At 71.3% G+C, this 13,504-nt stretch carries 10 protein-coding genes; 7 read left to right on the top strand and 3 right to left on the bottom strand.

The window, feature by feature from the left end; translation table 11 throughout:
• Positions 1 to 68: 68 nt before the first annotated feature.
• Genes hemQ through hemE form a run of 3 tightly spaced genes read right to left on the bottom strand, consistent with a single transcriptional unit; the run spans position 69 to position 3,222 of the window.
• Positions 69 to 764: a hydrogen peroxide-dependent heme synthase gene (gene hemQ, locus AC2IPW_RS11210; protein WP_003935553.1), complete on the bottom strand. Its 696-nt coding sequence runs from the start codon at positions 762 to 764 to the stop codon at positions 69 to 71.
• 5 nt (positions 765 to 769) lie between these two features.
• Positions 770 to 2,128 carry a protoporphyrinogen oxidase gene (locus AC2IPW_RS11205; RefSeq protein WP_289379339.1) on the bottom strand — a complete coding sequence of 453 codons (1,359 nt, stop codon included), beginning with the start codon at positions 2,126 to 2,128 and terminating at the stop codon, positions 770 to 772.
• Positions 2,125 to 3,222, bottom strand: a complete 1,098-nt coding sequence (gene hemE / locus AC2IPW_RS11200; RefSeq protein WP_416063459.1) for a uroporphyrinogen decarboxylase — start codon at positions 3,220 to 3,222, stop codon at positions 2,125 to 2,127. The genes AC2IPW_RS11205 and hemE overlap by 4 nt, the downstream gene beginning before the upstream one ends.
• A 116-nt stretch (positions 3,223 to 3,338) precedes the next feature.
• Between hemE and AC2IPW_RS11195 the strand changes: the two genes are divergently transcribed.
• The 7 genes from AC2IPW_RS11195 (at position 3,339) to AC2IPW_RS11165 (ending at position 13,455) form a co-directional block, all read left to right on the top strand.
• Complete coding sequence (locus tag AC2IPW_RS11195) at positions 3,339 to 3,914, top strand: DUF3000 domain-containing protein (protein ID WP_003935556.1); 576 nt, start codon at positions 3,339 to 3,341, stop codon at positions 3,912 to 3,914.
• A gap of 78 nt (positions 3,915 to 3,992) precedes the next feature.
• Positions 3,993 to 5,405 carry a WS/DGAT/MGAT family O-acyltransferase gene (locus AC2IPW_RS11190; protein WP_371383010.1) on the top strand — a complete coding sequence of 471 codons (1,413 nt, stop codon included), beginning with the start codon at positions 3,993 to 3,995 and terminating at the stop codon, positions 5,403 to 5,405.
• A 100-nt stretch (positions 5,406 to 5,505) separates the two neighbouring features.
• Positions 5,506 to 6,882 (top strand): WS/DGAT/MGAT family O-acyltransferase, encoded by a 1,377-nt coding sequence (locus AC2IPW_RS11185; protein WP_416063458.1) that lies wholly within the window; start codon positions 5,506 to 5,508, stop codon positions 6,880 to 6,882.
• A gap of 100 nt (positions 6,883 to 6,982) precedes the next feature.
• Positions 6,983 to 8,221 (top strand): HRDC domain-containing protein, encoded by a 1,239-nt coding sequence (locus AC2IPW_RS11180; protein ID WP_416063457.1) that lies wholly within the window; start codon positions 6,983 to 6,985, stop codon positions 8,219 to 8,221.
• Positions 8,222 to 8,560: 339 nt separating this feature from the next.
• On the top strand, positions 8,561 to 9,769 hold the full coding sequence (locus AC2IPW_RS11175) for a thiolase family protein (protein WP_416063456.1): 1,209 nt from the start codon (positions 8,561 to 8,563) through the stop codon (positions 9,767 to 9,769).
• A 2-nt stretch (positions 9,770 to 9,771) separates the two neighbouring features.
• Positions 9,772 to 11,877, top strand: a complete 2,106-nt coding sequence (locus AC2IPW_RS11170) for a 3-hydroxyacyl-CoA dehydrogenase NAD-binding domain-containing protein (protein WP_416063455.1) — start codon at positions 9,772 to 9,774, stop codon at positions 11,875 to 11,877.
• A 138-nt stretch (positions 11,878 to 12,015) separates the two neighbouring features.
• Positions 12,016 to 13,455 carry a sugar porter family MFS transporter gene (locus AC2IPW_RS11165; protein WP_371383015.1) on the top strand — a complete coding sequence of 480 codons (1,440 nt, stop codon included), beginning with the start codon at positions 12,016 to 12,018 and terminating at the stop codon, positions 13,453 to 13,455.
• Positions 13,456 to 13,504: the final 49 nt, after the last annotated feature.

The raw sequence follows: 13,504 nt of genomic DNA, 5'->3' as shown, positions 1-13,504 counted from the left end.
CTTCCGGCGAGCCGAAGGCGCCCCCGGAGTCCGTGCGGGGACGGCACATCCGGGGGTGACGGCGGGCGTCAGGGCAGCGCGGTGATCAGCTTGTCGAGGTCGACGCGCGGACCGGTGAAGAACGGGGTCTCCTCGCGCACGTGCATGCGGGCCTCGGTGGCACGCAGGTCGCGCATGAGGTCGACGATGCGATCGAGTTCGGGAGCTTCGAACGCGAGGATCCACTCGTAGTCGCCCAGTGCGAATGCGGGCACGGTGTTGGCCCGCACGTCCGGGTAGCCACGGGCGGCCTTGCCGTGGTCGGCCAGCATCTGGCGGCGTTCGGCGTCGGGGAGCAGGTACCACTCGTACGACCGCACGAACGGGTAGACGCACACGTAGTTGCCGGGTTCCTCACCGGCGATGAAGGCGGGCAGGTGGCTCTTGTTGAACTCGGCCGGCCGGTGCAGGCACACGTTCGACCACACCGGGGTGGTGGTGCGGCCGAGGACGGTGGTACGGCGGAAATCGGCGTACAGCTTCTGCAGATCCTCCAGCCGCTCGGCGTGCGTCCAGATCATGAAGTCGGCGTCGGCGCGCACCCCGGCGACGTCGTAGATGCCGCGCACGACCAGATCGGTGCCGTCGTAGGCCGCGAAGAACTTCTGGGCGTCCTCGATCGCCGCGGAGCGGTCGTCGCCGAGGGCACCGGGCTGGACCCGGAACACCGAGAACATCGCGTAGCGCAGGGTGGAATTGAGCTTGTCGTAGTCGAGACGTGCCATACCGTTCATCCTGCCACTCGGGCTGCCAGGCGCGTCGCGGCCGTCGTGCCTGATGCGACACATGCCGGCACGCCCACGCCGTGGAGCATCGCGCCGGCGACCTCGAGGCCGTCGACGGCGGCGACCGCGTCCTCGAGCGCCGCGACGATGTCGAGGTGCCCCGCCCGGTACTGCGGCAGGCCCCCGTGCCAGCGCTGGACGAACGCGGCCACGGGTTCGTCGGTGACACCGGTGACGGTGGCGAGGTCGACGCGCGCGCGGGCGATCAGCTCGTCGTCGGGTGCGTCGACGATCGCGGCCTCGCCGTAGCGGCCGAACGACGCGCGAGCCAGCGCGACGTCGCGCCCGGCCAGGTGGGGCCACTTGCGGCTCGACAAGGTGAATGCCTTGGCGGACAGATCCTCGCCGGTGGCCACGAGGATCCCCGAGTTCTGCGGCAGTGCGGCATCGTCTGGCAGTGCCAGCGCGACCACCGCCGACGACGCGAGCGGGATCCGGGCGGCCTGGGCGGCTGCCGCCGGGACGGCGTCGGTGAGCAGTTCGGCGGCGCGGTCGGCGGGCACCGCGAGGACGACGCCGTCCACGGATCCGATCGGGTCGAGGTCCCAGCGGTCGCCGCTGCGGCGCAGACCGACCGCGGTAACGTGCCGGACCTCGGCGTCGGCGGCCTTCTCGAGCGCGTCGAGCAACGTGCCGTAGCCGTCGCGCAGGGTGCCGAACACGGGCGTGTCCGAAGGCTCCGGCAGGGCTCGGGCGACCGCCTCGCTCAGGCTCGGGGCCCCCGCGTCGAGGGCCGCGGCCAGGGTCGGCAGGGTGGCCCGCACGCCTGCGGTGTCGGAGAGTCCGGAGTAGACGCCGCCGAGGAGGGGGTCGACGGAGCGGCGCACCACCTGTTCACCGAACCGGTCGGCCACCAGGTCGGCCACCGAGACGTCGCGGGTGCGGTCCCAGCGCAGCGGGACGGTGGGCTCGGCCGCGATTCGCGCGAGGGTCTCGGTGTCGACGAGACCGGTGAGCGACCCGGCGTCGGCGGGGATACCCATCAGGGTGCCGGCGGGCAACGGGTGCAGCGCGGCGCCGGCGTAGATCAGCGGCCGGGCCCCGGACGGGTGGACGATCCGGTCGCTCAGGCCCAGCTCCTCGAGCAGCGCCGGGACCTCGGGGCGGCGAGCGATGAACGCTTCCGCCCCGACGTCGACCGGATTGCCGGCGAGCGGCACGGTGTGCAGCTTTCCGCCGAGCCGCTCCGCGCCCTCGAGCAGGACGATCCGGGCGTGCGCGCCGAGCAGGCGACGCAGCCGGTACGCCGCGACGAGACCGGTGATCCCGCCCCCGACGACGGCGACGCTCGGTGCACCGCTCACAACGAGTGCACCAGGTCGACGACCGCGGTGAGGACGTCCGGGTCGGTGTCCGGGAGGACGCCGTGCCCGAGGTTGAAGATGTGCCCGGTGGCGCCCGCGGCACGCGCGCGGTCCCCCTCGGCGACGATGCGCCGCACCTCGGCCTGGACCACGTCGGGTCCGGCGAACAGGATCGCGGGATCGAGGTTGCCTTGCAATGCCTTTCCGGCCCCCACCCGGGTGGCGGCGACGTCCAGCGGTACCCGCCAGTCCACGCCGACCACGTCGGCGCCGGCCTCGCCCATCGCGCCGAGCAGCTCGCCGGTGCCGACGCCGAAGTGGATGCGCGGCACGCCCGCGGACTCGACCTCGGCGAACACCCGTTCCGAATGGGGCAGCACGAACTCGCGGTAGTCGGCCAGCGACAGCGCGCCCGCCCACGAGTCGAACAGCTGGATCGCGTCGACGCCGGCGTGCAGCTGGGCCTGCAGGAACGCGATCGTGATGTCGGCGAGCCGCCCCAGCAGGGCGTGCCATGTGCGCGGCTCGGCGTGCATGAGCGCCTTGGTGCGCTCGTGGTTGCGGCTGGGACCACCCTCGACGAGGTAGGAGGCGAGGGTGAACGGCGCCCCGGCGAAACCGATGAGCGGAACGTCGCCGAGCTCGCGGGTGAGCAGCCCGACCGCCCGTGAGACGGCACCGACCTCGTCGTGCTCGAGGACCGGCAGCTTCGCGACGTCCGCCGCGGTGCGCACAGGGTCGGCGATCACCGGTCCGGTCCCGGCTACGATGTCGAGGTCGATTCCCGCGGCTTTGAGCGGAACAACGATGTCCGAGAACAGGATCGCGGCATCGACTCGATGGCGGCGCACCGGCTGCAGGGTGATCTCGCACACCAGCTCGGGATCGAAGCAGGACTCGAGCATGCCGATGTTCGCCCGGATCTCCCGGTACTCGGGAAGCGAGCGACCGGCCTGCCTCATGAACCACACGGGCCGGTGTGCCGGCTCGAGTCCCCGCGCAGCGGCGAGCAGGGGCGCCTGCGGGAGCTGGCGCCGCGTCGGGTACTCCACACGCGGGGTGGAGCCGACGTTCGTGTTCTCCAGGCCGGTCATCGATCCTCGTTCGTCCAGGGGCACAGGTCGCCGCCCATGCTGCCACGCCCGGCCACCCCGCCGGAATCGGCGCGCCTCCCGCGTGGCCCCGGTCACCCGGTCTAACGTCCGCTGTCGTGACCACCTCGCCCGCCGAGCCGGCTCAGTTCCGCGCGGCCATCGACTCGATGAACGCGGCCACCGTGCGGCCGGAGATCGAGGTTGGTCCGATCCGGCCGCCGCAGCGGCTGGCTCCGTACAGCTATGCGCTGGGCGCGGAGGTGCTTCATCCGGACACCGACCTGGTGCCCGAGCAGTCGGAGGGCGACGCGTTCGGCCGGCTGATCCTGCTGCACGATCCGGAGGGCGACGAGGCCTGGAACGGCACCATGCGGCTCGTCGCCTACATCCAGGCGGACGTGGACGCCACCCTGGCTGCCGATCCTCTGCTTCCGGAGGTGGCCTGGAGCTGGCTGGTCGATGCGCTCGACGCGCACGGCGAGCCGTTGACGGCGCTCGGCGGCACCGTGACGTCGACGAGTTCGGTGCGCTTCGGAGACATCGCCGGCCCGGCCCGGGCGCATCAGCTGGAGTTGCGGGCCTCGTGGACCGCGCAGTCCGCCGAACTCGGCCCTCACGTGGAGGCGTTCTGCGAGGTGCTCGCGTATGCGGCGGGGCTGCCCCCGGCGGGTGTGACGCGGCTCCAGCACTGAACCCTCACCATCGGCACCGGGGTCCCCGACGGGCCTGGAACGGATGTACCGGGCACTTCGCGGTCCTATGATCGAGGCATGCGGCGGCTCAGCGGGCTCGACGCCGCGCTCCTCTACACCGACTCACCGGGGCTGCCGGTACAGATCGGTGGCCTCGCCCTGCTCGACGTCTCCACCGTGCCGGGTGGCTACTCCTTCGAACGGCTGGGATCCGACCTGGCGGCGCGGGTCGCGGCAGTGCCGCTGCTGCGCCGGCGTGTGGTCGATTCCCGGTTCAATCCCGGCCACCCCGTGTGGGTGGACGATCCCTCTTTCGACGTCGGCAGGCATCTGCGCCGGTTCACCGTGCCGCAACCGGGCACCGCCGCCGAACTGGCCGTGCTCTGCGGGCAGCGTTTCGCCCGGCGGTTCGACCGGTCCGGGCCGCTGTGGGAGACCGCGGTGTTCGAGGGACTGGCCGACGGCTCGGTCGCGGTGCTGACACGTATCCACCACGCCGTGGTGGACGGCCTCGCCGGAGCGACCCTGCTGGCGCAGTTGTGCGACCTCGAACCGGGGGCGCCGCCCCCGCAACCCGAGTCGCCCGGCGTCGGCGGGGGCAACCGCCTGAGCGTCGCTGCGGGCGGCATCGCCGATCTCGCCGCCCGGCCGCTGGACCTGGCCCGGGCGGTGCGGTCCGGCGCCGCCCTGGTGCCCGGCTGGGTGGGCCGGGCCCGGCGGGGAGAGGCGATGGCGGTTCCGCTCACGGCGCCGCGGACGTCGTTCAACCGCCGCGTGACCGGCCGTCGCAACGTCGCGTTCGTGACGCTGGATCTTGCGGCCGTGAAGGCGGTCAAGCGGGCGTTCGGCGTCACGGTCAACGACGTCGTGCTGGCGCTGTGCTCCTCGGTTCTGCGCCGGTATCTCGACGGCCGCGGTGAGCTGCCGGCCTCTCCCCTCTTGGCGGCCGTCCCGGTCTCGGTGCACGGACGCGCCCGGGGCGACGCCGGCAACCAGATCTCGGTACTGATGGGGCGGCTGCACACCGAGATCGCCGACCCGGTGGTGCGGCTGCACGCCGTGGCGGCGGACCAGACCGCGGCCAAGGCGCATCAGGCCACGTTCGACCCGGATCTGCTCGGCAGCTGGGGCCAGGTGACCCCGGGAGCGGCATTCGGTGCAGTGCTGCGGCTGTATTCGGCGCTGCGGCTGCCCGACGTGCTCCCCGTGCTCAACAACCTCGTGGTCTCCGACATCCCCGGCCCGAAGGACACGCTGTACTACCTGGGCGCGCGGATCACCGCGCTCTACCCGTTCGGGCCGATCTACCACGGCGCAGGTCTGAACATCACCGTCATGTCGCTCGACGGCGGCCTGCACTTCGGTCTGCAGTCGTGCCCGGACCTGCTCCCGGACCTGTGGCAGCTGGCCGGCGGCTTCCCGGCCGCGCTCGCGGAGCTGGCCGACCGGGCGCCGGGCACGCCGCCTGCCCCGCTCGCCTCGCCGGGCTGACCGCCGCCCGGGAACCCGCGGAGCACCGGCCGCCCGGGGGTACGCGCACGTGGAGCGATCGTTCCCGTGCAGATTCTAGAACTCGTTCTACCATGAGGGCATGCATCGACTCAGCGGCCTCGACGCCGGATTCCTGTACCTCGAGACGCCGACGCAGCTGCTGCACGTGTGCGGACTGATCGTCCTCGACCCGACCACGGTCCCGGGCGGATACCGCTTCGAGACGCTCCGCGCCGGACTCGCCGCCCGTGTTCCGGCCGTGCCGTTGTTCCGGCAGAAGATCGCCGACAGCCCGTTCAATCTCGACCATCCGGTGTGGGTGGACGATCCGGACTTCGACCTCGACCGGCACCTGCACCGGGTCGCGGTCCCGGCGCCCGGGCGCCGGGAGGAACTCGCGGAACTGTGCGGACACATCGCTGCGCAGCCGCTCGACCGCTCCCGGCCCCTGTGGGAGATGACAGTGATCGAGGGGCTCGAGGACGGATCGGTCGCCGTCATGACGAAGATCCACCACGCGGGCGCGGACGGCGTCACCGGCGCCGAACTCGTGGCCCAGCTGTGCAGTCTCGAACCCGATGCACCGCGCCCCGATCCGGTCGCCGACGGTGCCGGTGGGGGGTCGGCGCTCGAGATCGCCCTCGGCGGCTTGTTCAACGTCGCCACCCGCCCCTTGGGTCTGGTACGAGCACTGCCCAAGACCGTGGAACTGCTGCCCCGGTGGATCACCCGGGCCCGGCGGGGCGAGGCCATGCCGGCGCCGTTCACCGCGCCGCGCACATCCTTCAACGGCACCATCACCGGCCACCGCAGTGTCGGGTTCACGCAATTCGATCTGGGCCGGGTCAAGGCCGTGAAGGACGAGCACGGCGTGAAGGTCAACGACGTCGTCATGGCGGTGTGCGCCGGGGCGTTGCGCCGCTACCTCACCGAGCGCGACGAACTTCCCGACTCCCCGCTGATCGGCATGGTCCCGGTGTCGGTGCGCGGCACGTCGGACCGGCCCGGGCGCAATCAGGTCTCGCCGATGTTCGCGAGCCTGCACACCCACATCGTGGATCCGATCGAGCGATTGCACGCGATTGCCGATGCGAATGCCTCTGCCAAAGAACATAATTCGGCACTGGGCGTGAGCCTGCTGCAGGACTGGACGCAGTTCATGGCGCCGGCGGTGTTCGGCACCGCGATGCGCATGTACGCGTCGCTGCGGCTGGCGGAACGCCACCCCGTGGTGCACAACCTGGTGGTGTCGAACGTGCCGGGCCCCGCCGTGCCCCTGTACTTTCTGGGCGCGCGGATCCGGGCCATGTATCCGCTGGGGCCGATCTTCCACGGTGTCGGACTCAACGTCACCGTGATGTCCCTGTCCGGCACGCTCGATGTCGGCGTGCTCGCGTGCCCCGAGCTGGTTCCCGACCTCTGGGCACTCGTCGACGGCTTCCCCTCGGCGCTCGAGGAACTCGAGAACTCACGATGACCCGCCCTGTGCCTTTCGTCACCCCGGGAATCGACGCGGGGACCGCGCCGTTGACCGGGTCGACGCCCCTGTTTCCGCCATCCGGATAGAGTCACGAAGCATGTCGGTAGCCAACGAGCACGAGCCCGCGCGGGCAACGGTCCCGTTGCTGACCCCACGGGACGGTGTCCCCGAGGTCGTCACCACGGCCGCCGGAGTGGCCGCGGCCGCGGAGGCGCTCGCCGCGGGCCGGGGACCGCTGGCCGTCGATGCCGAACGCGCCTCGGGATTCCGCTACTCCGCGCGGGCCTACCTCGTGCAACTGCGTCGCGCCGGCGCCGGCACGGTACTGCTCGACCCGATCCCGACGGCCGGCGCGCTCACCCCGCTCGCATCGGCGATCAACGATCTCGAGTGGGTGTTGCACTCCGCCGACCAGGACCTACCCGGCCTCGACGAGCTCGGGCTGCGGCCTGCGGTGCTCTACGACACCGAACTGGCCGGACGACTGGCCGGCTTCGATCGAGTGGGGCTGGCCGCCATCGTCGAACGCACCCTCGGCTTCGAACTGCGAAAGGGGCACGGGGCGGCGGACTGGTCCACCCGGCCGCTCCCCGATGCCTGGCTGAACTATGCGGCACTCGACGTCGAGATCCTCGTCGAGCTCCGGGACGCGATGGCGGACGAGCTCGAGCGGCAGGGCAAGTCGGACTGGGCGGCGCAGGAGTTCGAGCACATCCGTCGCGCCGGACCCCCCGCCCCCAAGCCGGACCGCTGGCGCCGCACCTCCCGGATCCACACCCTCAAGGATCCGCGCCGGCTCGCGATCGTGCGTGAATTGTGGACTGCGCGAGACGAACTCGCGGCACGGCGAGACATAGCACCGGGACGGGTACTGCCGGACTCCGCGATCGTCGCCGCAGCGGAGGCCGCACCTCGCACGGTCGAGGAGCTGCGCGCCCTGCCGGTGTTCGGAGGCCCCCGTCAGCGCCGGTCGTCGCGGATATGGCTGGGCGCGATCGAACGGGCCCGGGCACTGCCGAAATCGGAGCTGCCCCCGGTCACCCAGCCGTTCACAGGTCCGCCGCCGGCCAACCGTTGGGCCCGGCACGACCCCGAGGCCGCGGCGCGGCTCGCCGCGGCCCGGTCCGCGCTCGCCGAGCTGAGCGAGCAGGTGCAGGTGCCGGTGGAGAATCTGGTCGGCCCCGAGATGGTGCGCCGGCTGTGCTGGGAGTGGCAGGTGCCGACCGATGCGGACGTCGTCGCGTACATCGAGGAACGGTTCGCCGCCGACGGGGCACGGCCCTGGCAACGGGAACTGACGGTGCCGCGGCTGGCGAAGGCGCTGTCCGCGGACTGACCCCCGGATCCCTCCTTCGCGACGGTCGAGCTCGGCGCCGCCGCGATCGTCGCCGTCCGTCTCGTACCCGAGCGCGCGCACGCCGCCGCCGTAGCCGCCCGGAATCGGCGCCGAGGGCTGCCACGGGCCGGATCGCCGGTCACGACCATCCACGCCCCTCGGCCGTGCGGTCGTGCCCGCAGACCGACGACCCTCGGCGCACCCCTCCCGCAGCCGCGGACACAGGTGGTAAGTTACCGGTCGGTAACACGTTGGCGTCCGGGCTGCCCGGCGCCGGATGTTCCCGGAACCCTGGCCTCGCCCACGTCGGCGAGCATCGCTCCATCGGGAGGAATACGCGTGGCGTCAACCACCACAACTCAACGCACTGTCGTCTTCGTCGACGGCGTACGCACCCCGTTCGGGAAGGCGGGCCCGAAGGGCATCTACGCGGAGACCCGCGCCGACGACCTCGTCGTCAAGACCATCAGGGAACTGCTGCGCCGCAACCCGCAGCTCGACCCCGCGCGCATCGACGAGGTCGCCATCGCCGCGACCACCCAGACCGGCGATCAGGGCCTGACCATCGGACGCACCTCCGCGATCCTTGCCGGTCTGCCCGAGACCGTGCCGGGCTTCGCGATCGATCGGATGTGCGCGGGCGCTATGACGGCGGTCACCACCACCGCCTCCGGAATCGGCTTCGGCCAGTACGACGTCGTCGTCGCCGGCGGCGTCGAGCACATGGGCCGCCACCCGATGGGCCAGGGCGCCGACCCGAACCCCCGCTTCCTCGCCGACAAGCTCGTCGACCCCAGCGCCCTGGTGATGGGCAACACCGCGGAGAACCTGCACGACCGCTTCCCGAGTATCACCAAGGCCCGCACCGACGCGTACGCCGTCGCCAGCCAGAACAAGTACGACGCCGCGAAGAAGGCCGGCTACCTCGCCGACACCCTCGTGCCCGTCGCGACCCGGTCCACGACGGGATGGGGCCTGGCCACCGAGGACGAGCCGCCGCGTCCGGGCACCACGCTCGAGGATCTCGCGACGCTCAAGACCCCGTTCCGTCCCGCCGGCCGCATCACCGCCGGCAATGCCGCCGGCCTCAACGACGGCGCGACGGCCTGCATCCTCGCCGGTGAGGACACCGCCCGCGAACTCGGCCTGCAGATCGGGATGCGCATGGTCGGGTTCGCCTTCCATGGTGTCGATCCGGCCGTGATGGGCATCGGCCCGGTGCCGGCAACCGAGAAGGTCCTGGCCCGCACCGGCCTGACCATCGATGACATCGGTCTGTTCGAGATCAACGAAGCCTTCGCCGTGCAGGTCCTCGCCTTCCTCGAGCACTTCGGCATCGACGACGCCGACCCGCGGGTCAACCAGTGGGGCGGTGCCATCGCCTGCGGTCACCCGCTCGCCTCGTCCGGCGTGCGCCTGATGACCCAGCTCTCCCGGCAGTTCGCGCAGCACCCCGAGGTGCGTTACGGCCTGACCACGATGTGCATCGGCCTCGGCATGGGCGGCACCGTGATCTGGGAGAACCCCAACTTCGAGGGAGACAAGTAGTCATGAGCGAGCTTTCGTCCCTGTTCGCCGACGAGGTCGTCACGAACGCCTACACCAAGATCCTCCGGGTGCCCGGCATCGACGGTCCCGTCGCGCTGATCACGCTGGACAACGGGTTCGACCACACCAAGCCGAACTCGTTCGGCCCTGCCGGCCTCGCGGCGTTCGACGCCGCGCTCGACGAGGCGTTCGCCGCGGAGCCTGCCGCCGTCGCCGTCACGGGTAAGCCCTTCATCTTCGCCGCGGGTGCCGATCTCAAGGGCGTGCCCGCGATCACCACCCGCGAGCAGGGCGTCGAACTCGGCCGGCTCGGCCACCGGGTCTTCCGGCGGCTGCGCGAGTCGGCCGTCCCGACCTTCGCTTTCGTCAACGGGCTCGCGCTCGGCGGTGGCCTCGAGGTCGGGCTGCACTGCCACTACCGCACCTACGCCGACAACGTGCCCGCGCTCGGTCTGCCCGAGACCATGCTCGGCCTGGTCCCCGGCTGGGGCGGCACGCAGCTGCTGCCGAACCTCATCGGCCCCGACGCGGCCGTGACCCTGATCCTCCAGAACCCGCTCGACAACGGCAAGGTGATCCGCGCGCAGCAGGCCGAGCAGATCGGCCTCGCCGACGCGGTGTTCGGATCGGCGGATTTCCTCGAGCAGTCCCTGGCCTGGGCCGCGAAGGTGCTCGCCGGGCAGATCACCCCCGCCCGGCCCGAGATCGATCGCGGCGCCGGCTGGGACAGTGCTCTCGAACGGGCGAGGGCGCTCGTCGCGGCCAAGACCCGCGGCTTCGCGCCTGCCCCCGCTCGGGCGATCGAGCTGCTCGAGCTCGCCCGCAACACCGACATCGGTGACCCGCAGTCGCTGTCGGCCGGCTTCGCCGCCGAGGACGAGGCGCTGGCGGACCTGCTCATGTCCGACGAGCTGCGGGCCGGACTGTACGCGTTCGACCTGGTCAACAAGCGCGCCAAGCGTCCCGCGGGCGCCCCGGACAAGTCGCTGGCCCGCAAGGTCACCGGTGTCGGCATCGTCGGTGCGGGCCTGATGGCCAGCCAGCTCGCGCTGCTGTTCGTCCGGCAGCTGAAGGTGCCGGTGATCCTCACCGACATCGACCAGGAGCGCATCGACAAGGGCGTCGGCTACGTCCACACCGAGATCGACAAGTTGCAGGGCAAGGGCAGGCTCTCGCCCGACGCGGCGAACCGTCTCAAGGCACTGGTGTCCGGCTCGCTGGACAAGGCGGCGTTCGCGGACACCGACTTCGTCATCGAGGCCGTGTTCGAGAACATGGACGTCAAGAAGCAGGTGTTCGCCGACCTCGAGCAGCACCTCTCGCCCGAGACGATTCTCGCGACCAACACCTCTTCCCTGTCGATCACGGAGATGGCTGCGGACCTGAAGCACCCCGAGCGCGTGGTCGGCTTCCACTTCTTCAACCCCGTCGCTGTGCTCCCGCTGCTCGAGATCATCAAGGGGGCGCAGACGGACGATGCGACCCTGGCCACGGCCTTCGCCACCGCCAAGGCGCTGAAGAAGTCGGCCGTGCTGTGCGCGGACAAGCCGGGATTCGTGTTCAACCGCCTCGTCACCCGCACCCTCGGGGAGGTCATGACCGCCGTGGACGAGGGCACCCCGTTCGAGGTGGCGGACAACGCCGTCGGCGCACTCGGCATGCCCATGAGCCCGTTCACCCTGCTCGCGCTCGTCGGCCCGGCCGTCGCGCTGCACACCGGCGAGACCCTGCAGGCCGCCTACCCCGAGCGCTTCGTCTCCTCCCCCGGCCTCGAGGCACTCGTCGAGGCCCGCAAGCCCGGGGTGTGGACGTACGTCGACGGCAAGCAGGTCGTCGACCCGGAGGTCGCCGCGCTGTGGCCGCAGGGCGACCGGCCCTCCACCGCCGAGGAGGTGCTCGAGCGGACCCGTCGCGCGTTCGCCGAGGAGATCCGGATCATGCTCGAGGAGGGCGTCGTCGCCGCTCCCGAGGACATCGATCTGTGCCTGATCCTCGGTGGCGGCTTCGGATTCTGGAACGGGGGCATCACGCCGTACCTGGATCGCACCGGCACCTCGGAGGCCGTCAACGGGGCACGCTTCCTCGCCCCGGGAGTAGCGAGCGTCTGACACCCGGTTGTTCGTCACGGCGCCCCGCGGTCCGCGCACTCCGCTGCGGACCGCGGGGCGTGTCCGTGCGTATCGCCCCGGCCACGGTGCCCGCCGAAGCGGCCCCCTCGGTGCACCGTCAGGCGTACCGTCCAGCCTGTGACCGACAGTTCCCACCTCCCCCATTCGAGGCTCGAACAGCAGCACACGGTGGCGCGCGCGGTGTTGTTCGCTGCCGTGGCCGCGCTCGGCGGATTCCTGTTCGGGTACGACACCGCCGTCATCAACGGCGCCGTCGGGGCCATCCGGGACCGCTACGAGGTCGGAGCCGGCGCCATCGGCCTGTCCGTGTCGCTGACGCTGGTCGGCGCGGCGATCGGCGCGTGGATTGCCGGCAGCGTCGCCGACCGGCTCGGCCGGATCCGGGTCATGCAGATCGCCGCGGTCCTGTTCCTCGTCGGGGCGCTCGGGTCGGCGTTCCCGTTCAGCATCTACGACCTGACCTTCTGGCGCACCATCGGCGGCGTCGGCGTCGGCTTCGCCTCGGTCATCGCCCCGGCCTATATCGCCGAGATCTCGCCCGCTGCCATTCGCGGCCGGCTCGGTTCGATGTACCAGCTCGCGATCGTTCTCGGTATCGCCGTCTCCCAGCTCGTCAACTATGCGCTGGCCGCGGCGGCCGGGGGTGCCCGCGAAGAACTGCTCGGTATCGAGGCGTGGCAGTGGATGCTCGCGCTCGGCGCGGTCCCGGCGACGCTGTACCTGATCATGACGTTCCCGATCCCCGAGTCTCCGCGGTATCTGGTTCGGATCGGCCGGGAGGACACGGCGCGTCGCATCATCGCCACGGTCGAGGGCGGCGACGAGGTCGCCGTCTCCGAGCGGATCGCCACGATCCGCGAGACCCTGCACCTCGAGGCCGCCCGGCCGGGAGTACGGGACGTGTTCACCCGGCGGCTGGGCGTAGCCGGGCTGATCTATGTCGGCATCGCGCTGGCGGCTCTGCAGCAGTTCGTCGGCATCAACGTGATCTTCTACTACTCGTCGACGCTGTGGCAGGCGGTCGGCTTCGGTGAGGATCGGTCCCTGCTCATCAGCGTCGTCAGCGCGCTGGTCAACATCGTCGGCACCTTCGTGGCCATCGCCGTGATCGACAAGATCGGCCGCAAGCCGCTGCTGTTGGTCGGCTCGGTGGGCATGGCGCTCTCGTTGGGCACTGCCGCGGTGTGCTTCCACTCGGCGACGTTCGTCGTCAACGAGGACGGTGAGCGGGTCGCGACCCTGTCCGACACCAACGGCACGATCGCCCTGCTGGCCGCCAACGCCTTCGTCTTCTTCTTCGCCCTCTCGTGGGGCCCGGTCGTGTGGGTCCTCATCAGCGAGATGTTCCCGAATCGGGTGCGCGCCGTCGCCGTCGGCATCGCGACCGCGTCCAACTGGGTGGCGAACTTCCTCGTCTCGGCGACGTTCCCGGCCCTGGCCGACTGGAACCTGTCCTTCACCTACGCCGGATACGCGCTGATGGCTGCGCTCTCGCTCGCACTGGTGCTCAAGTTCGTGCCGGAGACGCGCGGGCGCACCCTCGAGGAAGCAGGCTGAGCAGTCGAGGGGCCGGTCCATCGCATACGCGGTGGACCGGCCCCTCGGT

It is taken from the genome of Rhodococcus sp. NS-SX18, from assembly GCF_057367935.1.
This window is presented reverse-complemented; position numbering and strand designations above follow the sequence as displayed.